The following is a 19,748-nucleotide window of genomic DNA, read 5'->3' as shown; positions in this document are numbered from 1 at the left end:
AGACGGGGCCGGCCCGCCCGACCTACCCTGGCCCGGTGCGCTCCGTCCCCGCCCTGCTGCTCGCCGTCGCCGTCCTCACCGGCTGCGCCTCCGGGGACTCCTCCGGCGCGACCGACTGCACGCTGGACGGGTGCACGATCACCTACCCGCGCTCGCAGGACGACGCCGCGGTGTCGGTGCTCGGCGTGGAGGCCCGGCTGGCGGGGGTGGGCGACGGGACCGTCGACCTGGAGGTCGCGGGGCAGGACGTCTCGCTCGCCGTCGGCACCTCGGCCGAGGTGGGCGGGCTGACGGTGGAGGCGGTCAGCGTCACCGACAGCGAGGTCGTCGTCAGCGTGCGGCGCTAACCCAGGGGCTCGCCGAAGGTGAACCGGTCGGCGACCTGCCGGTCGACCACCCGCAGGGTCAGCTCGACGCGCTCGGCGATCGACCCGGTGAGCAGGACCCACGACTCCCCCGCGGCGGTCAACGCCTGCAGGAACCAGTCGGTCATCTCTGCGCGGACGTGTTCGCCGTCGCGGTACCCGTCCTGCACGAACGGCACGCCGACGTGGTCGGTGACGAAGTACGTGCGGCGCGGGCTGCGGCGGTCGGCGGCCTCCTGCGTGGCGCGCGACGTGCTCCCGAGGTAGCGGCGTTCCCAGATCGTCGTGGCCAGGGAGTCGGTGTCGCAGACGAGGACCGGACCACCCGTGCGGGCCGCCTCCTCCTCCAGCGCGTTCTGCCGGGTCGCGATGGCCGCGAAGTCCGCCGGGGTCCAGACGACGTCCTCCATGCGCGCACCCGGACCGCGACGTTCGAGGAGCTCCACGGAGTGGTCGCGGCCGTGCTCGCGCACCCACTCCGTGCGCGCGTGCGCACCGCCGCGGGATCGCAGCTCCTCGGCGACGAGACGACTGACGGTCGTCGTACCGGTCGACTCCGCGCCCAGCAGCACCGCCCGGACGGCGAGACCGGCGCGCACGCTGGGGCGCAGGCTCGCGAAGTGCCGCAGGGGGTCCGTGCGGACCCGGGTGGCCGAGAGCGGGACGCGGGTCCGTCCCGGGTCGACGAGGTCGTGGACGGCACCCAGCCGGCGCGCGAGCTCGGTCCCGTACGCCTCGCTGGAGAAGACGACGTCCACGCGGTCGACGCCGGCCAGGGCCAGTGCGACCTGCACGATGCGCACCTGCGCGGCCCAGACGGTCTCGCTGCCGTAGTCGACGGGGGCGTCGCAGCGGGCCCCCAGCACGCGGACCCGCGGGTGCTCGGCCCGCATCCAGGCGACCCGGTCGGCGAGGGGGACCGTTTCGCGGTCGGCGGCCTCGACGAGGACGACCAGTTCGTCGCAACGGTCGGCGGCGGTCTCGACGAGGGCGTGGTGCCCCGGGTGCGGGGGGTAGAACTTCCCGACGACCAGACCCGTCCTCACGCGGGCACCGGGACGGGGCCGACCCCGAGGTCGCGCCGCCAGGCGAGCAGTCCCTTCACGCACAGGACCAGGAAGCCGACGTACAGGACGGCCGTGAGGGTGAGCCCCTTGTGCAGGTACAGGGGGACGTAGACCACGTCGGCGGTGATCCACAGCCACCAGGACTCCACCTTCTTGCGGCACTGCCCCCACGTCGCCAGCAGGGACAGCGTCGTCGTGGCGGCGTCGGCCAGCGGCACGGTGGACCCGGTGAAGTGGTCGAGGTACAGGACCAGTCCCGCCCCGCCGACGGCACCGGCCACCAGCAACCCCCGCCACTGCCGGGCGGTCGTGCGGGTGACGACCAACCCGCTGCGCGAGTCCCCTCCGCGCAGCCACTGGTACCAGCCCCAGACCGCGAGGACCACGTAGACGACCTGCAGACCCGAGTCCGCGTACAGGCCCACCGAGGCGAACAGCACGATCCACAGGAGGTTGTTCGCGATGCCCAGCGGCCAGTTCCAGACGTTCTGCCGGGCCACGAACCAGACGCAGACGGCGCCGGTGACGAACCCCAGGACCTCGGCCCACGTCGTCGGGGCCGAGAAGGCGACCAGCGCAGGCGAGTTCAGCCAGTCCAGGAGGGGGCGCACGGACGTCCACCGTACGCGCCGGGCGGTCCGGGCGTGCGCCGTCCAGTCGGGATCACACGCCCGGACGAGCCCCTCAGATCGTCAGGACCTTCGCGATCGTCCCGGTGCGCGCACCCTCGTAGGCCGCGAGCAGCACCCCGAGGACCGCGATCCCCTCGGTCTCGGTGTGCAGGGGCCGCGTCCCGGTGCGCAGGCAGTCGGCGAACGCGCCGATCTCCTCGACGAAGGAGTCGACCTCGGCGAACTCGAAGGTCTCCTCCTGGCCGCTGCGCAGCCGGTACGTCACCGAGTTCGCGGTCCCGGTGAGGGACCCCAGCTCGCCGACGACGGAGAACTTCTCGGTGCCCGGCGCCGGGTCGTAGGCCCAGCTGGTGACCATCTGCCCGACCACGCCGTTGTCGAAGCGGACGAGCACCTGCGCCGAGTCCTCGCCCTCCATGAACTTCAGCCGGTGCGTCGACAGGAAGGCGGTGGCCTCGGTCGGCCGGGCGTCGGCCAGGTGCAGCAGCAGGTACGTCGGGTGGTACCCGGTGTCGATGAGCTCACCGCCGCCGCTGGTGCGGGCCGAGGCGCGCCACCCCATGTTCTCGGGGTCGAAGTCGTTGTGGAAGCTGTCGGTCGTCCGGACCTCGTAGACGGTCCCGAGGACCCCCGAGTCCAGGATCTCCTTCGCCTTGGCCACCGAGGGGAAGAACAGCTGGTTGTGGGCGCACATGAGGGTGACGTCGTTGGCCCGCACGGCCCCGGCGACGCGGGCCGCCTCGTCGGCCGTCAGGCACAGCGGCTTCTCGCACAGCACGTGCTTGCCCGCCTCGGCCGCCGCGACGATGGCCTCGGCGTGCAGGTGGTGCGGCAGGCAGATGTCGACGGCGTCGAGGTCGGCCGTGCGCAGCATCTCGCGGTAGTCGGTGAACGCCTCGGCGCCGAGCTCGGCGGCGCGGGTGCTCGCGGCCTCCTCGACGACGTCGGCGACGGCGGTGACGGCGATCTTCTCCGCGTGCGCGCGGTACCCCTTGACGTGGGCGCGGGTGATCCCGCCGCCGCCGATGAGGCCGACCTTGACGGTCCCGGTGACGGTCCTGCTCATTCCTTCACTCCTGCTGCGGTGTTGGCCCGCACGACGAGGCGGGTGAGGTCGACGGCACGTGCGAGGTTCTCGGTCGCGCGGGTCCCGGCGGCGGCGTGCCGCACCCACTGCGCGAACGCGTCGGGGGCGTCGGCGGGGACGTCGAGCTGCTCGACCCGGCCGCCGGGGCGGCGGTGGGTGAGGCGCCCGCCGTCGTCGGTGTAGTGCACGGACCCCTCGGTCCCGTGCACGTCGATCGTGAAGGCGTCGTCGCTGACGAACCCCGCCTCGACGACGCCGATCCGGCCGTCGTCGTACCCGACGGTGACGACGGCGTGGTCCTCGACCGCGCGGCCGGTGACCGAGCCGTACACCGCGCGGACGGTCCGCGGTTCGGCGCCGAGGAACAGCTGCGTCAGGTAGACCGGGTGGCAGCCGAGGTCGGTGAGCGCGCCGCCGACGCTGGGGACCGGGTCGAAGAACCGGTCGGGCAGCCAGCCGGGGTCGCCGCCGTGCACGGCGCCGTCGTGGGACAGCCGCACCCGGGCGTGGGTCAGCGTCCCCAGCGCCCCGGAGCCGAGGAGCTCCAGGATCGCGAGGGTGTACCCGTGGTACAGCCGCGGCAGGGACACGACGAGGGCGAGCCCGGCGTCGGCGGCCCGGGCGACGAGGCGCTCGGACTCCTCGACCGTGGGGGCGAGCAGCTTCTCGGTGAAGACGTGCTTGCCGGCGGCGAGCGCCTTGGAGATCACCTCGGTGTGGGCGGTGGTCTCGGTGGTGACGGTGACGGCGTGCACGTCCTCGCGGGCGAGGAGGGCGTCGAGGTCGTCGGTGTGCTCGATCCCGAACTCCTCGGCCAGCGGGCGGCCGAGCGCGGGATCGGGGTCCCAGGCGGCGACGAGGGTGGTGTCGGGGTGGGCCGCTGCGGAGCGGGCGTAGTCCTTGGCGTGGACGTGCCAGCACCCCAGCACGGCCACGTTCATGGCAGGCACGAGGCAGTTCCTCCGGACGCTTCATCGGGTCGTGCGCACAACACGCTGCGGAAGAACGCTAGGACACCCCGGAGCCGGGCGGAAGGCTTCGGGCGCACCTTTCTGAGAACGTTTGCAACGAGCGCGGGGTCACCGCGTCGCGATCCCCGCCCCGACCCCGCCCCGACCCCGACGTGGACCCCGCCGCGTCAGCGGTCCTCGTCCTCGCCGCCGCCGCGCCGGCGCTTCCAGAACCCGCCCCTGCGGGGCGGCTCGGTGCCGACGGCGTGCTCGGCCGGGTCGGCCTTGCCCAGCACCAGGTCCTGCACGAGGTCGGGCCACACCGACAGCAGCAGACCCGGCCGGGGGTCCTCCCCGCGGGCCCCGCCCACCCACGCCTGCCCCTCGATCGACTCCTCGCCGACGGTGAACAGGACGAACTCGGCCTGCGGGACGGCCGCGGACAGGGTGGCGACGTCCTGCTCCCCCGTGCCCGGGTCCAGGGTCACGAGCACCGACCCGATGCCCTTGACCGGCACGACGTGCGCCTGGACGCCGTGCTCGGGCAGCAGCGCGGCCAGCGCCTGCGCCTGGCTCACGCCGACGACGATGACCGACCGCAGCGGCTTCTTCGGCCCGAACGCCTTCTCGAACTCGGCGTCGAAGTCGAAGTCGGGCAGGTCGGGCTCCTCCCCGCTCACCGGCCGAACCTCGCCGTCACCGCTTCGCCGTGGGCGGGGAGGTCCTCCGACCCCGCCAGCGCCACCACGTGCGGGGCCACGTCCCGCAGCGCCCGCTCGTCGTAGTCGACGACGTGGATGCCGCGCAGGAACGTCTGCACGCTCAGCCCGCCGGAGTGCGCGGCGGTGCCGCCGGTGGGCAGGACGTGGTTGGACCCGGCGCAGTAGTCGCCCAGCGACACCGGCGAGTGCGGCCCGACGAACACCGCCCCGGCGTTGCGGACGCGGGCCGCGACGGCGCGGGCGTCGGCGGTCTGGATCTCCAGGTGCTCGGCGGCGTAGGCGTCGACGACGGCCAGGCCCGCCTCGACGTCGTCGACGAGGACGGTGGCCGACTGCCGGCCCCGCAGGGCCTCCTCGACGCGGCCGGAGTGCTTGGTCGCCGCGACCCGCTCGGCCAGGGCCGCGTCGACGGCGTCGGCCAGCGCGGGCGAGTCGGTGACCAGGACGGCCGCGGCCATCGGGTCGTGCTCGGCCTGGCTGACCAGGTCGGCCGCGACGTGGACGGGGTCGGCGGTGGCGTCGGCCAGGACGGCGATCTCGGTGGGGCCGGCCTCGGAGTCGATGCCGACGACGCCCTGGACGTACCGCTTGGCGGAGGCGACGTAGATGTTGCCCGGGCCGGTCACGACGTCCACGGGCCGCACGACGAGGGTCCCGTCGGCGTCCCGGGCCCCGTAGGCGAACATTGCCACGGCCTGCGCGCCGCCGACGGCGTAGACCTCCTCCACGCCCAGCAGCGCGCACGCGGCGAGGATCGTCGGGTGCACCGAGCCGCCGAACTCCTTCTGCGCGGGGCTGGTCACCGCGATCGAGGCGACGCCCGCGGCCTGGGCCGGGACGACGTTCATGACGACGCTGGAGGGGTAGACCGCCCGGCCGCCGGGCACGTAGAGCCCGACGCGGCCGACGGGCACCCAGCGCTCGGAGACGGTGCCGCCGGGCACGACCTCGGTGGTGGTGGTCGTGCGCCGCTGGTCGGCGTGGACGAGCCGGGCGCGGCGGACGGCCTCCTCCAGCCCGGCCCGCACCTGCGGGTCCAGGCCCTCCAGGGCGTCGGCGAGGGCCTGGGCCGGGACGCGGACGTCCTCGACGCGGACCCCGTCGAAGCGCTCGGTGAGCTCCAGCAGGGCCGGGACGCCGCGGGCGCGGACCTCCTCGCAGATCGGGGCGACGCCGGCCAGGGCGGCGGCGACGTCGACGTCGGCGCGCGGGACGACCGAGCGCAGGGCCATCGCGTCGAGGACCTGACCCCGCAGGTCGACGCGGCGCAGGAGGGGGGTGCTCACGGGAGGCGAGTCTACGATCCGGAGGTCTTAGGGTGGCTCGCGTGCCGCAACGCCTCCCGCTGTTCCCGCTGGGCAGCGTCCTGTTCCCCGGTCTCGTGCTGCCCCTGAACGTCTTCGAGCCGCGCTACCGGCTGCTCGTGCAGGACCTGGTGGGCGACGGCGGCCTCGACGGGGAGCTGGACGGGGACGACGTGCGCGGCTTCGGCGTCGTGGCGATCAAGGCGGGTCACGAGGTGGGGCCCGGCAACGTCCAGGGCCTGCACTCGGTGGGCTGCGTGGCGCTGGTGCGCGACGTGACCGAGACCGAGGACGGCCGGTACGAGATCGTCACCGTCGGGGCCAGCCGCTTCCGGGTCGTGGGGATCGACGAGTCCGCCGGGACGCCGTACCTGACCGGGCTGGTCGAGCCGTTCGGCGACGACGACGTCGAGGACGACGACAGCGACGGCCGGCTGACGGTGCTGGCGGACTCGGTCAGCCGCGCGTTCGACGAGTACCGCGACGTGCTCGACATCGGCGGCGCCGAGGCGCCCGACGACCCGCGGGTGCTGTCGTACCTGGTCGCGGCCGCGGTGGTGCTGGACCTGGACCAGCGGCAGCGGCTGCTGGAGGCTCCCGACACCACCGCCCGGCTGCAGGCCGAGCTGGACGTGCTGCGCCGCGAGACGGCCCTGATCCAGACCTTCGGCGCGGTCCCGGCCACGGAGCTGCCCGAGTGGCCGGTGAGCGCGAACTGATGGCGCGCAGGGCCGACGCCGGGACCCCGGCGCTGAAGCTGCTGGCCGCCCGCGGCGTCGAGCACACGCCCCGGCCCTACGACCACGCCGCCCACGACGGGTTCGGGGACGAGGCCGTCCGCGCGCTGCGGGCCGGCGGCCTCGACGTCGACGAGCACCGGGTGTTCAAGACGCTGCTGGCCGACGTCGACGGCCGCCTCGTGTGCGCGGTGGTGCCGGTGGCGCGGATGCTGGACCTGAAGGCGCTGGCCGCGGCGGCCGGCGGGAAGAGGGCGGTGATGGCCGACCCGGCGCGGGCCCAGCGCAGCAGCGGGTACGTCGTCGGCGGGATCAGCCCGCTGGGCCAGCGGACGGCGCTGCCGACGTTCCTGGACGTCTCCGCGCGCGGCTTCGCCACGGTGCTCGTCAGCGCGGGGCGGCGCGGGTTGCAGGTGGAGCTGGCGCCGCAGGACCTGGCGGCCGCGACCGGTGCGGAGTTCGCCGAGCTGGCCCGCTAGGGGCGGGTCGCCAGCAGCGGCCGCCACCAGTGCTCGTGGGTGCGGTACCACTCGACGGTCTCGGCGAGGCCCGCGTCGAGGTCGTGCACCGGGGCGTACCCGAGCTCGGTCCGGATCTTGGTGGTGTCCACCGAGTACCGCAGGTCGTGGCCCGGGCGGTCGGGCACGTGCCGCACCCGGCTCCAGTCGGCGCCGACGGCGGCCAGGAGGCGTTCGGTGAGCTGCCGGTTGGTCAGCTCGGTCCCGCCGCCGATGTTGTAGACCTCCCCGGGCCGGCCGCCCCGGACGACGAGGTCGATGCCGCGGCAGTGGTCGTCGACGTGGAGCCAGTCGCGCACGTTGGCGCCCTCGCCGTACAGCGGGACGGTGCCGCCGTCGAGCAGGCTGGTCACGAACAGCGGGACCACCTTCTCGGGGAACTGGTACGGCCCGTAGTTGTTGGAGCAGCGGGTCGTGCAGACGGGCAGGCCGTGGGTTCGGCCGTAGGCGCGCACGAGCAGGTCGGCCGACGCCTTGGAGGCCGAGTACGGCGAGTTCGGTTCCAGCGGGTGGTCCTCGGTCCAGGACCCGGTCTCGAGGGAGCCGTACACCTCGTCGGTGGAGACGTTCACGAACTTGCCCACGCCGTGCCGCAGCGCGGCGTCGAGCAGCACCTGGGTGCCGACGACGTTGGTGCGCACGAAGCCGGCCGCGCCCTCGATCGAGCGGTCGACGTGGGTCTCGGCGGCGAAGTGCACGACGACGTCGGCCGCGGCGACCAGCGGGTCGACGGCGGCGGGGTCGGCGACGTCGGCACGCACGACCCGCAGGCGGGGGTCGGCGGCGACGGGGGCGAGGTTCTCGGGGTTGCCCGCGTAGGTGAACCGGTCGAGGACGACGAGTTCGGTGACGTCGGCCGCGGTGGTCAGCGCGGTGCGCACGTAGTGGCTGCCGATGAACCCGGCCCCACCGGTCACGAGCAACCTCATGCGACACACAGTAGTGGCACACTCACCCCATGCGGGGGATCATCCTGGCCGGCGGATCGGGGACGCGACTGCACCCCATCACCCGGGCGACCAGCAAGCAGCTGCTGGCCGTCTACGACAAGCCGATGGTCTACTACCCGCTGTCCACGCTGATGCTGGCCGGGGTCCGGGAGATCCTGGTCATCACGACCCCGCAGGACGCCCCGCAGTTCCAGCACCTCCTCGGCGACGGGTCCGACTTCGGCGTCGAGCTGTCGTACGCGGTGCAGCCCGAACCCGGCGGGCTGGCCCAGGCGTTCCTCATCGGCGAGGAGTTCATCGGGGACGACAACGTCGCGCTCGTGCTGGGGGACAACGTCTTCTACGGCCCGGGCCTGGGGCAGCAGCTGGAGCGGTTTGCCTCGGTCGAGGGCGCCACGATCTTCGCGTACCAGGTGCGCGACCCGAGCGCGTACGGGATCGTCGAGTTCGACGCCGACGGGCGGGTCGTGGGGCTGGAGGAGAAACCCGCCCACCCGCGCAGCACCTACGCGGTGCCCGGCCTGTACTTCTACGACGGCGACGTCGTGGGGATCGCCCGCGACCTGGAACCCTCCGCGCGGGGGGAACTGGAGATCACCGACGTGCACCGGGCGTACCTGGAACGGGGCCGGCTGAACGTCGAGGTCCTGCCCCGGGGCACGGCGTGGCTGGACACCGGGACGTTCGACCAGATGCTCGCGGCGAGCAACTTCGTCGGGACGCTCCAGGCGCGGCAGGGCCTGAAGATCGGGTGCCCGGAGGAGGTCGCCTGGGTCAAGGGCTGGATCTCCGACGACGAGCTGCGCGCACGGGGGACGGCCCTGGCCAGGAGCGGGTACGGGGACTACCTGCTCGGGCTGCTGGACCGGCCCCGGTTCTCCGACCGGTTCTAGACCAGTTCCCGCGCCCCGTCGAGCACCTCCCGGGCCGCGACCGCCCAGCGCTCGCGCCAGTCGCCGATGGGCTCGACGCCGACGCGGGCGAGGTCGGTGGCGTCCAGGGCGGAGAAACCCGGGCGACGGGCCGGGGTGGGGAACGCGTCGGTCGCCACGGCCCGCACCGGGACGTCGGGCAGGCCCCCGGCGGCGACGACCTCCCGGGCGAACTCCCACCAGGTCCCGCGCCCGGCGGCCGTCGCGTGGTAGGTGCCGGCCGGGGCCGCGGCCAGGACGAGGTCGACGATCACGCGGGCGACGTCGGCGGTCCAGGTGGGCTGCCCGACCTGGTCGTCGACGACCGACAGGGCGCCGCGCTCGCGGGCCAGCCGCAGCACGGTGCGCGGGAAGCAGGCCCCGGCCGCGCCGTAGCACCAGGCCGTGCGCACCACGAGCGCGTCGGCCGCGGCGGCGGCCACCGCCCGCTCCCCCGCGAGCTTGCCGCGCCCGTACGCCGAGACCGGCCCGGTCGGGTCCTGCACGCGGTAGGGCCGCCGGGAGCGGCCGTCGAAGACGTAGTCGGTGGAGACGTGGACGAGCCGGGCTCCCGTCGCCGCGGCGGCGGCGGCCACGTTCGCGGCCCCGCCGGCGTTCACGGCGGTCGCCGCGGCCTCCTCGGTCTCGGCCCGGTCGACGGCGGTCCACGCGGCGCAGTTGACGACGACGTCGGCCCCGGCCAGGACCCGGCGGCAGGCGTCGGCGTCGAGGACGTCCAGATCGCCGCGGGTGAGGGCGACGACGTCGGCGCGCGGGTCGCCGTCGTGCACCGCCCGCACGACGTCGTGACCGAGCAGTCCGCCGGCTCCGGTCACCATCCAGCGCATCCGGTCACCCCCCGTACCCAAGAGCTTCTAGAACGTGATCGCGCCGAGCATACTGAGCGTTACCTGCAGATGTGCAGGTCTTGACGCTGCGGAATCCTGAGGTCACTGAGTGCACGTGGAAGAACTTCCCATCCCGGGGGCGCTGGTCCTGACCCCGCCCCTGCACCACGACCCCCGCGGGACCTTCCTGGAGTGGTTCCGGGCGCCGGACCTGCGCGCGGCCACCGGCCGGGACCTGGCGCTGGCGCAGGCCAACTGCTCGGTGTCGGCGGCCGGGGTCGTGCGCGGCGTCCACTACGCCGACGTCCCCCCGGGACAGGCCAAGCACGTGTTCTGCCCCGCCGGGGCGGTCCTGGACGTCGTCGTCGACCTGCGCGTGGGGTCGCCGGCCTTCGGGCGCTGGGCCTCGGTGCTGCTCGACGACGTGGACCGCCGGTCGGTGTTCCTGCCCGAGGGCGTCGGGCACGCGTTCTGCTCCCTGGCCGAGGGCTCCACCGTCGTGTACCTGTGCTCCACGGGGTACGCCCCCGAGCGCGAGCACGGCGTCGACCCCCTCGACCCCGACCTGGCGATCGCCTGGCCGACGCACGGACGGGACGGGTCCGCGCTCACGATCAGCCTGTCGGACAGAGACTCCACGGCCCCCTCGCTGCAGCAGGCGCTCAGCGGCGGGCTGCTGCCGGCCCTGTCGGCGTGCCGGGAGCTGCACCCGTAGCCGGCCGCGCCGCGGGCCGGGCGTACTCGACGTACGTCCAGCCCCAGGCTCCCCCGACCATGCCCAGCCCGCGGGCCAGGGTGCGCGCCCCGCGGGCCCGCCAGGGCCGGCGCCGGGCGCAGGTCCCGGCCAGCAGCGCACCCGCCCCGGCGCCCGCGCGCACCGCGCCCGCGGCGCTGAGCCGCAGGCGCACCGCGAGCCGGGGATCCAGTTTCAGGGAGGTCCGGCTCCACCCGTTGCCGCTGCGCAACGCCCTGCGCAGCACCCAGTCCCGGGTCGCCCGGGCCGGGGGCACGACGTCGGTGACCAGGGCCTCGTCGCACCACAGGAGCTGCAGCCCGGCCGCGACCAGGGCCCGGGTGAACAGGGTGTCGGAGCCGCCGCTGAGCCCGAACCGCTCGTCGAAGGCGACGCCGGCGGCCCGCACCTGCCGCAGGTCCAGCAGCAGGTTGTTCGTGGCCGCCACCGCCACCGGGGTCCCGGTCGGCAGCCGGCGCCGCTCGAAGAACCGGCCGTCGGCGATCCAGGGGTCCAGCGGGCCCTCGAACCGGGACACCACCGGGCCGACGACCCCGGCCGCGCCCGTCCGCGCGTGCAGGGCCAGCAGGTGCGCCAGCCAGCCCGGGGCCGGCCGCTCGTCGTCGTCGACGAAGACGAGCACGTCGTCGCCGGCGGCCTCGGCCAGCGCGCGGTTGCGGGCGGCGGCGATGCCCGGGCGCGGCTCGTGGACGTGGGCGAGCGGCGCGCCGGGGGTGGCCGCGAGCGCCGCGACCGCCCCCGCGGCGCCGGCGGCGGGGTCGTTGTCGACGACGAGGACCCGGGCCGGGGGCTGGACGGCGGCGGCCTGGGCGCGCAGCGCGGGCAGCACCTCGGCCAGGTCGCGGGGGCGTCGGTAGGTCAGCACGGCGACCACGACACGCGTGGTGCTCTCCCCAGTCGGCTGCACGGCGTGTACCGTCCGTTTCTCTCCGCAATCTTCCCTCGGAAGGCCATCCTCGTCCCGTCAGGACACTCCGTGACCGAAACTTCTAGCAATTCGCACACGCAGAGTCACCACGGTGGCAGGCTGGACCAGACCATGGACGATCTCACGGCCACCCCGGCCGACCCGGTGGTCACCCTCGCGCGGCCCCGCTACGGGGCCTCGCTCGCCCGCCTCGCGGGGGCGCAGAAGAGCGCCCGCGGCGCACCCGCCTACTCCCGGTTCGTCAACCGGCCCCTGGGCCGGCGGCTCGCCGCCGCCGCGCACGTCCTCGGCGCCACCCCGAACCAGGTCACGGCGGCCTCCGCCGTCGCCACCGGCCTCGGGATCGCCGCCCTGGCGCTGCTGCCGCCGCGGTGGTGGACCGGGCCGGTCGTGGCCGCGCTGCTCGTCCTCGGCTACGCCCTCGACGCCGCCGACGGCCAGCTCGCTCGGCTGCGCGGGGGCGGGTCGGCGGCCGGCGAGTGGCTCGACCACGTCGTCGACGCCGCCAAGACGGCCACCGTCCACCTCGCGGTGCTCATCGCCGCGCACCGCGGCTGGGACCCCCGCCCGGGGGCGTGGCTGCTGCTGCCGCTGCTGTTCAGCGCCGTGGCCAGCACGTGGTTCTTCACCATCATCCTCAACGACCACCTGCGCCGGCTGGCCGGGACGCGCGACGGCCAGGCCACCGTCGCCGCCGGGGAGGCGCGCGCGCACTCGACGCTGCGGTCGCTGGCCTCGGTGCCGGTCGACTACGGCGTCCTGTGCCTGGTGATGGTCCTGGCGGGCGTGCCCGCGCTGTTCGGCTGGGTGTACGGCGCGCTGGCCGTCGCGTTCACCCTCGTCACCGCCGCCTCGATGGTGGCGTGGTTCCGGCAGGTCGGCGCGCTCGACGGGAGGACGGCATGAGCACCGGTTACGTCCCCGGGGCGTGGGACCTGTTCCACGTGGGGCACCTGAACATCCTGCGCCGGGCGCGGGAGTCCTGCGACGAGCTCGTCGTCGGCGCCGTCACCGACGAGGTCCTGGAGGCCACGAAGGGGCGGCGGCCGGTCATCCCGCTGGCCGAGCGGCTGGAGATCCTGCAGAGCCTGTCCGTCGTGGACCGCGTCGTCGTCGACGACTGCACCAGCGACAAGATGCCCATGTGGCACCGCCTGCACTTCGACGTCCTGTTCAAGGGCGACGACTGGCGCGGGACGCCCAAGGGCGCCGTCCTGGAGGCGAGCATGGCGGCCGTCGGGGCCCGCGTCGTGTACTTCCCCTACACCCGCGGGACGACCTCGACCCTGCTGCGGCAGTTCATCGAGACCAACGGCTGACCCGTTGTCCCGCAGCTCGACCGGCAGCTCGACCGGCAGCTCGACCGGCGGCCCCGTGGTCCTGCAGTCGTTCCGGACCCCGCGGCCCACGTCGAACCCGTACCTGACGCTGCTGCTGCGGAACCTGCCCACCGGGACGGCCGACGGGGTGCGGGCGGTGACGTTCTCCTGGCCGCGCGCCCTGCTGGGCCGCTACGACGTGCTGCACCTGCACTGGCCCGAGCTGCTGCTGCGCAGCCGGACCCGCCGCGGGCGCCTGGTGCGGGCCGTCGCGACGGCGGCGCTGTGGGCGCGGGTGCGCCGGCGCCGGACCCCCGTCGTGCGGACCGTGCACAACCCCACCCCGCACGAACCCGGCGGCGCGGTCGAGCGCCTGCTGCTGCGGCGCCTGGACGCCGTGACGACCACGACCGTGCACCTCACCGGCCGCACCGTGGGGACCACCTGCCCGCGCTCGGCGCCCGTCGTCGTCCCGCACGGGCACTACCGCGACTGGTACGCCGGCCGCCCCGGCTCGCCGAAGGTGCCCGGGCGGGTCGTGCACCCCGGGCTGCTGCGCGCCTACAAGGGCGTCGACGACCTGCTGGCCGCGTTCGAGGCCCTGCCCGGCGAGCGTTCCCTGCACGTGGCCGGGGCCCCGGCCGACGCCGCGCTGGCCGGGCGGGTGCGCGCCGCCGCCGCCCGCGACCGGCGCGTCCTGGCCGACCTGCGGCACCTCGACGACGACGGCCTCGTGCGCGCCGTCACCGCCGCCGAGCTCGTCGTCCTGCCCTACCCCGCCCGCGGCGGGTCGGGGGCGCAGCTGCTCGCGCTGTCGCTGGACCGGCCGGTGCTGCTGCCGGCCGGGCCGGCCGCCGCCGAGCTGGCCGCCGAGGTCGGGCCCGGCTGGGTCCACACCTTCACCGGCCCCCTGCGGGCGGACGACCTCGAACGGGCCCTGACGGCCGTCCGCGACGACCCGCCGGCCGGCCGGCCGGACCTGTCCGGGCGCGACTGGGACGTCGTGGGGCGGGCGCACGCCGACCTGTACCGGGCCCTGGCCGGGCGGCGCACCGGACGCCGCGGGACCCCGGTGCCGGTGTGAGCGCGCTGTCCACCCGCGCCCCGGCGCCCGCCGCGCGCCCCGTGCGCGACGGCGTGCTGCTCCCCCTGGTCGGCCTGCTGGCGGCGCTGGTGTCCCTCGCCGGGGCGTGGCGGCCCTCGCTGTGGACTGACGAGGCCGCGACGATCTCCGCCGCGGGCCGCGACCCCGCCGACCTGTGGCGGATGCTGCAGCACCTCGACGCCGTGCACGGGCTGTACTACGCCGCGGCGCACGTCTGGACCGCGGTGGCCGGCACCTCCGAGCTCGCGCTGCGCGCCCCCAGCGCCGTGGCCGTGGGCGTCGCGGCCGTCGGCGTCCTCGTCCTGGCCCGCCGGCTGGCCGGGCCGGGCCCGGTGCCGCTGCTGGCCGCGGCGGCGTTCGCGCTGCTGCCGCGGGTGACGTGGGCGGGCGCCGAGGCCCGCTCGTCCGCGGCGGCCACCGCGCTCGCGGTCTGGGCCACCGTGCTGCTCGTGCGGGCCCTGGACCGGCACCGCCGCGGCCCCTGGATCGCCTACACCGCCTGCGCGGCGACCGGGTGCGTCCTGAACGTCTACCTCTTGCTGCTGCTCGCCGCGCACGGGACCACCCTGGTGCTGCGGCGCGGGACCGCCCGGCGCGACCGGCTGGCCTGGCTGGCCTGCGCCGCGGCCGCGGCGCTGGTCACCTCGCCCGTGCTGCTGCTGGCGCGCCGGCAGAGCGGGCAGCTCGGGGACGCCCACCTCGGCCCCGTCGAGCTGGCGGTGCGCGTCGTCGTCAACCAGTTCTTCCTCGGCGAGACCCCCACCGTCGTCGGCGCGCCCGGGCGGGGGACGGACTGGTGGCGCCCGGCCGCGGTCGCGCTGGCCGTCCTGGGCTGGGCCCTGGTCGCGGTGGCGCTGGCCCGGGCCGCGAGGGGCCCGGCCGGCGCGCGCCGGACCGCGCTGTGGGCGCTGCCCTGGCTGGTCCTGCCCACGGCGGTGGTGGCCGGGTACTCCCTGGTGTCCGCCCCGCTGCACAACGCGCGCTACTTCGCCTTCTGCACCCCGGCCCTCGCGCTGCTGCTGGGCTCGGGCCTGGCCGCGCTGGGCCGGCGGCCGCGGGCGGTGGTCGCGGCGCTGGCGGTGCTGCTGGTGGTCCCGGTGCTCGCCTCGCAGCGGCAGCCGGACGCCAAGAGCGGCGCGGACTGGGCGCAGGTCGCGCAGTACCTGTGCCGCAACGCCTCCCCCGGCCAGGCCGTCTACTTCGGGGCCCGCCGCGCGCCGGTCGACGGCGTCGTGACGCTCACCACCCGGGCCGTCTCGGTGGCCTACCCGCGCTGCTTCACCGGCCTGGAGGACGTGACGCTGCTCGCCCCGGCCACCGAGGTGGGCGACCTGACCGGGCGGTCCCGGCCGCTGGGCGAGTCCCTGGACCGCCTCGCCGGCCACGACACCGTCTGGGTCGTGCGGCGGCCGGGCGACGCGACGGTCGCGGCCGACGACGCGGTGCTCGCGGCGGCCGGGTTCGCGCGGGGGCGGCAGTGGACGGGGACCCTGGACGAGGTCGTGGAGTTCACCCGCCGCTGAGACCCGGGCGGTCAGCGGGCGGTCAACGGGGCGAGGGGGCGAAGAGCCAGTCGTCGGCGGCCAGGCGCCCGTCGCGGGCGGGCAGGTCGGCCAGCACACCGGCGGCGGGGCGGGCCGCGCGCAGGGCGGCGGCGACGGCCCCGGCCAGCTCGCCGGGGCTGCCGCCGGCCGGGACGACGGTGTGGCCGTGCGCGCGCAGCCACGGGGCCAGGCCCGTCTCGTCGGTCGTGACGACGGTGCAGCCGTGCGCCAGGGCCTCGGTCAGCGGCAGCCCGAGCTGCTCGCGCCAGCCCGGCTGCGGCTGGGAGGGCAGCACGAGCACCTGGGCGCGGCGCAGCGCCGCGTGCACGAGCGGGCGGGGCGGGTCCAGGGACAGCTCGACGGTCCGGTCGGCCTCGGCCCAGGCGGCCGCCTCGGCGGCCTGCGCGCCCTGACCGGCCAGGTGCAGGTGCGCACCCGGCGCGGCGTCGCGGACCGCGGGCCAGGCCTCGCGCAGCAGCCCGAAGCCCTTGCGGGGCGAGAAGGCCCCCAGGAACAGCACCGCGCTCCGGTCGCGGGGGGCGGGCGGGCAGTCGCACGGCTGCGGCAGGGTCGGCAGCAGCCGGTGCCCGGCGGGGTCGCCGAACGGCGGCAGCAGCCGCGCGTACAGGTCGCGGGCGGCCTCGGTGCCGTACACGAAGCGGTCCAGCTGACCCCAGACGAAACGGGTCAGGGCCCGGTCCAGGTGCGCGGCGAGCGCGGCGCGGGCGTCGCGGGGGGCACCGAACGGGTCGAGGTTCTCGATGCCGTAGCTGACCAGGCGCGGCTGCCGGCCGGTGAGCAGCCCGCGGACCCGGGCGGCGGCGACGGCCACGGCCGTGGCCCGGACCGCCATCCGCATGAGGGGTTCGTTGACCTCGACCTCGGCGGCGCCGCGGCGCAGCAGCAGGGCCGCGGCCCGCCACGGCCCGGCGTGCACGAGGTCCAGGCGCGCGGCCAGGGCGTCGTCGAAGTCGTAGCGGCGCCGCGAGTAGACGATGACGGCCGGGTGCAGCTGCAGCGCCTGCTCCAGGTGGGCCGTGCGCAGGGTGCGGTACAACCGGACCCGTTCGAACCCCGGGGTTCTGGAGACGCCCACGCCCTCAACGTATCCCGGGACCGGCCGGCCCGGGCAGGGTCGCGCGGGCCTCCCGCCGCCGCCGCGCGAGGTCGCGCCGCACGTAGAGGACGCCCGGGGCGAACTGGCACAGCGCCACCGCGACCGCCGACCCGACGACGGGCCCGCCCGCGCCCAGCCGCGTCGTCAGCCACCACGACAACCCCAGGTTCAGGGGCACCATGAGCAGCACCGGCGGCACCTGGAACCGCAGGCCCGCCGCGTCGGTCATGTACATGCCCAGCGGGTAGTTCACCGCCTGGACGACCACCAGCGCCACCAGCGCCCACGTCAGCCACGCGTCGAGCCGGACGGCCCCGTCGCCGGCGACGGGCACCACCCACGGCAGCACCAGCGCCAGCGCGACCGCGGCCGCCGCCGCACCCGCCCCGAACGCCCCGGCCATCGCGAACGGCGACCGCACCTGCCCGGCGGTCCGCGCCTTCGCGAACACCGGCCACAGCGCCACCCCGGCGGCGCTGACGGTCTGGCTGAGGATGGAGAACAGCGAGAAGCCCAGCCCGTACTCGGCCAGCTCGGTGCTGCCGGCGAGGTGGCTCAGCAGCAGCCGGTCGGTCTGCATCGCGACCGGCAGGGCCAGGGTCAGGACCAGCCACGGCCCGGCCACCCCCAGCACGGGGGCGCCGCGCACGGCCCGCACCCGCCACACGTCCCGCAGGACCGCCCCGGCCAGGCCCGGCAGCCGGCGGAAGGCCAGCAGCGAGCCGAGCGCGGCGATGAGGACGCCGCCGCCGTAGGAGAACGCGGCGAGGTACCCGCCGCCGCGCGCGCCGGTGGCGACCAGGACGGCGACCGTCGTCGCGAACAGCGGCGAGGCCAGCCCCTGCACGAGGACGCGGACGTGGTTGCGGCCCAGCGCGGTGAGGATCCGCTGGCCCACGGCCAGGGGCAGGGTCAGGCAGAACAGCACCAGGCACGTCATCGCCGCGGCCGGCCCGGAACCGGGCAGCAGGCCCTCCCCCAGCAGCGTCGGCCAGCCGCCCGCCGCGGTGACCACCGCGCCCGCGGCGACGATGAGGGTGCCCGAGACCGCGACGACCCGGAACACCCCGACGAGGGTGCGGCGCACGTGCTCGTCGCGGGCGGGGTCGGTCGCGGCCGCGACGCTGTTGAGGACCGCGGCGCCCATCCCGAGGTCGGCGAACGGGAGCAGGGCCGCGATGGAGACCAGCAGCCCGTACTGCGCGTACGCCTCGACGCCGTAGTGCCCCAGGACGAGGCGGATCGAGACGACGGACAGCAACCCCGAGACGCCCATCACGAGGAGCTTCGCGCCGGCGCTGCGGCCCACCGGACCCCACGTCCCGCGGTCGGCCGGCCTCACCCGGCCCCTGGCTGCGCGTACAACACCCCTCACCGAATGTGCTCCTCCTGCCGGGGAAGGCACCTATATTTGCAGTCGCCGCGCCCAGGACGGTCCCGGGAGCGGGAGAGGCGGCTGTGGACCTCATCGCGTACCTGGCGCTGCTGCGCCGGTCCTGGCTGGCCCTGCTGCTGTGCTTCGCGCTCGGCGGCGCCCTGGGGTACGGCGCCAGCTACCGGACCGCACCGCAGTACCGCGCCACCGCCAGCGTGTTCCTGTCCCCCGGGCAGGGCCAGTCCATCGGGGAGCTGGCGCAGGGGTCCTCCTACACCCGCAGCCTCGTGCAGTCCTACGTGCGGCTGGCCGTCACCCCGACCGTGCTCCAGCCGGTCGTCGACCAGCTCGGCCTGGACACCACCGCCGACGCCCTTGCCGACCAGGTGACCGCGCAGGCCCAGCAGGACACCGTCCTCATCGACATCACCGCCGTGGCCGGGTCGGCCGAGTCCGCCGCGGCCATCGCGAACGCCGTCGGCGACCAGCTCGCCGACGCCACCGAGTCGCTCTCGCCGGTCGAACCCGGCGAGGCGACGACCATCGACGTCACCACCGTGGCCCCCGCCACCGCCCCGCGGGCCCCGTTCTCCCCCGACCGCCGCCTCGACGCCGGGATCGGCGCCGTGCTCGGCGCGCTGCTCGTCGTCGGTGTCGTCGTGGGCCGCGAGCTGCTCGACACCCGCGTCCGCGACCGCGACGACGTCCTGGAGGTCACCGACGTCCCCGTGCTGGCCGTCCTGCCCGCGCCCGGGCGCGGCCGGCGCCCGGGCCGGCGTCGCGGCCGGGGCGACCGGGCCGAGGCGGTGCGGCGGTTGCGGGCCACCGTCCGGTCCCTGGCCGGGGACGGCTCCCACCGGTTCCTCGTGGTGCCCGCCGCCGACGGCGGCCGGGGCGCCGGCCTCGCCCTGGAGCTGGCCCGCGCGCTGGCCGACCACGAGACCCGCGTGCTGCTCGTCGAGGCCGACCTGCGCTCCCCCGCCCTGGCCCGGACGCTGGGGCTGGGCCCGGGTCCGGGCCTGGCCGACGTCCTGCTCGACGCCGTCCCCGCCGGCGCCGCGGTCCGCCGCGTGGAGACCCCCGGGCCGTCCGTCCTGCCCGCCGGGACCGCGCGGCACGACCTGTCCCCCGGCGCCGACGAGCTCGTCGGGTCCGCTGCGCTGCAACGGGTCCTGGACGAGCTGCAGGCCAGCTTCGACCTCGTCCTGCTGACCGCGCCGCCCGTCCTGGCCGCCGCCGACGCGGCGGCGCTGGCGACCGGCGTCGACGGCGTGGCCGTCGTGGCGCAGGTCCCGGCCACGACCCGCCGGCAGCTGGCCGACGCCCTGCGGGACCTGGAGCTGGTCCGGGCCAGGGTGGTCGGCGTCGTCCTGGACCACGCGGGCGGCCGGGGGCGCGCCGACCGCGGCGCCCGCCCGCAGGAGGTGGACGTGGGGGGGGGCCCCCGGGGGGGGGGGGCCGGGGGGCGGCCCCCGGCCGCCCCCCCGGGGGGGGGTGGTCCGGGGGCGGCCCCCC

Annotated in this window: 21 protein-coding genes; 10 read left to right on the top strand and 11 right to left on the bottom strand. The window is 76.1% G+C overall.

All coding sequences use genetic code 11. The features are described 5' to 3' along the window. Positions 1 to 35: 35 nt before the first annotated feature. The gene (locus ACRYM6_RS19420) at positions 36 to 347 is read left to right on the top strand and encodes a hypothetical protein (protein ID WP_432544531.1); all 312 of its coding nucleotides are present in this window, start codon (positions 36 to 38) and stop codon (positions 345 to 347) included. On the opposite strand, the gene ACRYM6_RS19415 is transcribed toward ACRYM6_RS19420, so the two are convergent. The 6 genes from ACRYM6_RS19415 to hisD form a co-directional block, all read right to left on the bottom strand. Continuing rightward, the gene (locus ACRYM6_RS19415; protein ID WP_432544530.1) at positions 344 to 1,411 is read right to left on the bottom strand and encodes an AAA family ATPase; all 1,068 of its coding nucleotides are present in this window, start codon (positions 1,409 to 1,411) and stop codon (positions 344 to 346) included. The two genes, ACRYM6_RS19420 and ACRYM6_RS19415, sit on opposite strands and share 4 nt — an antisense overlap. Next, the gene (gene pnuC, locus ACRYM6_RS19410) at positions 1,408 to 2,043 is read right to left on the bottom strand and encodes a nicotinamide riboside transporter PnuC (protein ID WP_432544529.1); all 636 of its coding nucleotides are present in this window, start codon (positions 2,041 to 2,043) and stop codon (positions 1,408 to 1,410) included. Before pnuC ends, ACRYM6_RS19415 begins: the two co-directional genes overlap by 4 nt. A 73-nt stretch (positions 2,044 to 2,116) precedes the next feature. Beyond that, on the bottom strand, positions 2,117 to 3,130 hold the full coding sequence (locus tag ACRYM6_RS19405; protein ID WP_432544528.1) for a Gfo/Idh/MocA family protein: 1,014 nt from the start codon (positions 3,128 to 3,130) through the stop codon (positions 2,117 to 2,119). Beyond that, positions 3,127 to 4,092 (bottom strand): Gfo/Idh/MocA family protein, encoded by a 966-nt coding sequence (locus ACRYM6_RS19400; RefSeq protein WP_432544557.1) that lies wholly within the window; start codon positions 4,090 to 4,092, stop codon positions 3,127 to 3,129. The genes ACRYM6_RS19405 and ACRYM6_RS19400 overlap by 4 nt, the downstream gene beginning before the upstream one ends. Positions 4,093 to 4,289: 197 nt before the next feature. Further along, the gene (locus tag ACRYM6_RS19395; protein ID WP_432544527.1) at positions 4,290 to 4,781 is read right to left on the bottom strand and encodes a hypothetical protein; all 492 of its coding nucleotides are present in this window, start codon (positions 4,779 to 4,781) and stop codon (positions 4,290 to 4,292) included. Beyond that, positions 4,778 to 6,055 carry a histidinol dehydrogenase gene (hisD, locus tag ACRYM6_RS19390; RefSeq protein ID WP_432544556.1) on the bottom strand — a complete coding sequence of 426 codons (1,278 nt, stop codon included), beginning with the start codon at positions 6,053 to 6,055 and terminating at the stop codon, positions 4,778 to 4,780. The genes ACRYM6_RS19395 and hisD overlap by 4 nt, the downstream gene beginning before the upstream one ends. Positions 6,056 to 6,150: 95 nt before the next feature. Here hisD and ACRYM6_RS19385 point away from each other — a divergent pair, with 95 nt between their 5' ends. Both ACRYM6_RS19385 and ybaK read left to right on the top strand, forming a co-directional pair. Beyond that, positions 6,151 to 6,846: an LON peptidase substrate-binding domain-containing protein gene (locus ACRYM6_RS19385; protein WP_432544526.1), complete on the top strand. Its 696-nt coding sequence runs from the start codon at positions 6,151 to 6,153 to the stop codon at positions 6,844 to 6,846. Continuing rightward, a complete protein-coding gene (ybaK, locus tag ACRYM6_RS19380; protein WP_432544555.1) occupies positions 6,846 to 7,343 on the top strand; it encodes a Cys-tRNA(Pro) deacylase in 498 nt (165 codons plus the stop codon). Before ACRYM6_RS19385 ends, ybaK begins: the two co-directional genes overlap by 1 nt. On the opposite strand, the gene rfbB is transcribed toward ybaK, so the two are convergent. Then, positions 7,340 to 8,311: a dTDP-glucose 4,6-dehydratase gene (rfbB, locus tag ACRYM6_RS19375; RefSeq protein ID WP_432544525.1), complete on the bottom strand. Its 972-nt coding sequence runs from the start codon at positions 8,309 to 8,311 to the stop codon at positions 7,340 to 7,342. The genes ybaK and rfbB overlap by 4 nt on opposite strands. Positions 8,312 to 8,340: 29 nt before the next feature. Between rfbB and rfbA the strand changes: the two genes are divergently transcribed. Beyond that, positions 8,341 to 9,225, top strand: coding sequence for a glucose-1-phosphate thymidylyltransferase RfbA (gene rfbA, locus ACRYM6_RS19370; RefSeq protein ID WP_432544524.1), 885 nt, complete (start codon positions 8,341 to 8,343; stop codon positions 9,223 to 9,225). Here the strand turns inward: rfbA and rfbD are convergent. After that, positions 9,222 to 10,091 (bottom strand): dTDP-4-dehydrorhamnose reductase, encoded by an 870-nt coding sequence (gene rfbD, locus ACRYM6_RS19365; protein WP_432544523.1) that lies wholly within the window; start codon positions 10,089 to 10,091, stop codon positions 9,222 to 9,224. The genes rfbA and rfbD overlap by 4 nt on opposite strands. 109 nt (positions 10,092 to 10,200) lie before the next feature. Here rfbD and ACRYM6_RS19360 point away from each other — a divergent pair, with 109 nt between their 5' ends. Next, positions 10,201 to 10,806, top strand: a complete 606-nt coding sequence (locus tag ACRYM6_RS19360; RefSeq protein WP_432544522.1) for a dTDP-4-dehydrorhamnose 3,5-epimerase family protein — start codon at positions 10,201 to 10,203, stop codon at positions 10,804 to 10,806. On the opposite strand, the gene ACRYM6_RS19355 is transcribed toward ACRYM6_RS19360, so the two are convergent. Continuing rightward, positions 10,754 to 11,710: a glycosyltransferase family 2 protein gene (locus tag ACRYM6_RS19355; protein ID WP_432544521.1), complete on the bottom strand. Its 957-nt coding sequence runs from the start codon at positions 11,708 to 11,710 to the stop codon at positions 10,754 to 10,756. The genes ACRYM6_RS19360 and ACRYM6_RS19355 overlap by 53 nt on opposite strands. A gap of 174 nt (positions 11,711 to 11,884) precedes the next feature. Between ACRYM6_RS19355 and ACRYM6_RS19350 the strand changes: the two genes are divergently transcribed. The 4 genes from ACRYM6_RS19350 to ACRYM6_RS19335 are packed head-to-tail and all read left to right on the top strand — an operon-like array spanning position 11,885 to position 15,720. Next, positions 11,885 to 12,679, top strand: coding sequence for a CDP-alcohol phosphatidyltransferase family protein (locus tag ACRYM6_RS19350; protein WP_432544520.1), 795 nt, complete (start codon positions 11,885 to 11,887; stop codon positions 12,677 to 12,679). After that, entirely contained in the window at positions 12,676 to 13,092 is a 417-nt protein-coding gene (locus ACRYM6_RS19345; RefSeq protein WP_432544519.1) for an adenylyltransferase/cytidyltransferase family protein, read from the top strand. The genes ACRYM6_RS19350 and ACRYM6_RS19345 overlap by 4 nt, the downstream gene beginning before the upstream one ends. Positions 13,093 to 13,096: 4 nt before the next feature. Beyond that, on the top strand, positions 13,097 to 14,176 hold the full coding sequence (locus tag ACRYM6_RS19340) for a hypothetical protein (protein WP_432544518.1): 1,080 nt from the start codon (positions 13,097 to 13,099) through the stop codon (positions 14,174 to 14,176). After that, positions 14,173 to 15,720 (top strand): glycosyltransferase family 39 protein, encoded by a 1,548-nt coding sequence (locus tag ACRYM6_RS19335; protein WP_432544517.1) that lies wholly within the window; start codon positions 14,173 to 14,175, stop codon positions 15,718 to 15,720. Before ACRYM6_RS19340 ends, ACRYM6_RS19335 begins: the two co-directional genes overlap by 4 nt. Before the next feature lie 22 nt (positions 15,721 to 15,742). Here the strand turns inward: ACRYM6_RS19335 and ACRYM6_RS19330 are convergent, their stop codons facing one another. Beyond that, positions 15,743 to 16,837: a glycosyltransferase gene (locus ACRYM6_RS19330; protein WP_432544516.1), complete on the bottom strand. Its 1,095-nt coding sequence runs from the start codon at positions 16,835 to 16,837 to the stop codon at positions 15,743 to 15,745. A gap of 4 nt (positions 16,838 to 16,841) precedes the next feature. Continuing rightward, positions 16,842 to 18,167, bottom strand: a complete 1,326-nt coding sequence (locus ACRYM6_RS19325; RefSeq protein WP_432544515.1) for an oligosaccharide flippase family protein — start codon at positions 18,165 to 18,167, stop codon at positions 16,842 to 16,844. A gap of 149 nt (positions 18,168 to 18,316) precedes the next feature. Between ACRYM6_RS19325 and ACRYM6_RS19320 the strand changes: the two genes are divergently transcribed. After that, a partial coding sequence (locus tag ACRYM6_RS19320; protein ID WP_432544514.1) for a Wzz/FepE/Etk N-terminal domain-containing protein occupies positions 18,317 to 19,748 on the top strand: 1,432 nt, incomplete at its 3' end.

Source organism: Kineococcus rugosus (genome assembly GCF_050871975.1).
Classification (GTDB): Bacteria; Actinomycetota; Actinomycetes; order Actinomycetales; family Kineococcaceae; genus Kineococcus.
The sequence above is the reverse complement of the archived record's forward strand: the minus strand, read 5'-3'. Positions and strand labels throughout refer to the sequence as shown.

Coding starts and splice junctions, on each gene's coding strand:
- ACRYM6_RS19405 (WP_432544528.1), bottom strand. CDS start 3,130: ATGAGCAGGACCGTCACCGGGACCGTCAAGGTCGGCCTCATCGGCGGC.
- ACRYM6_RS19400 (WP_432544557.1), bottom strand. CDS start 4,092: ATGAACGTGGCCGTGCTGGGGTGCTGGCACGTCCACGCCAAGGACTAC.
- hisD (WP_432544556.1), bottom strand. CDS start 6,055: ATGGCCCTGCGCTCGGTCGTCCCGCGCGCCGACGTCGACGTCGCCGCC.
- ybaK (WP_432544555.1), top strand. CDS start 6,846: ATGGCGCGCAGGGCCGACGCCGGGACCCCGGCGCTGAAGCTGCTGGCC.
- rfbB (WP_432544525.1), bottom strand. CDS start 8,311: ATGAGGTTGCTCGTGACCGGTGGGGCCGGGTTCATCGGCAGCCACTAC.
- rfbA (WP_432544524.1), top strand. CDS start 8,341: ATGCGGGGGATCATCCTGGCCGGCGGATCGGGGACGCGACTGCACCCC.
- rfbD (WP_432544523.1), bottom strand. CDS start 10,091: ATGCGCTGGATGGTGACCGGAGCCGGCGGACTGCTCGGTCACGACGTC.
- ACRYM6_RS19350 (WP_432544520.1), top strand. CDS start 11,885: ATGGACGATCTCACGGCCACCCCGGCCGACCCGGTGGTCACCCTCGCG.
- ACRYM6_RS19345 (WP_432544519.1), top strand. CDS start 12,676: ATGAGCACCGGTTACGTCCCCGGGGCGTGGGACCTGTTCCACGTGGGG.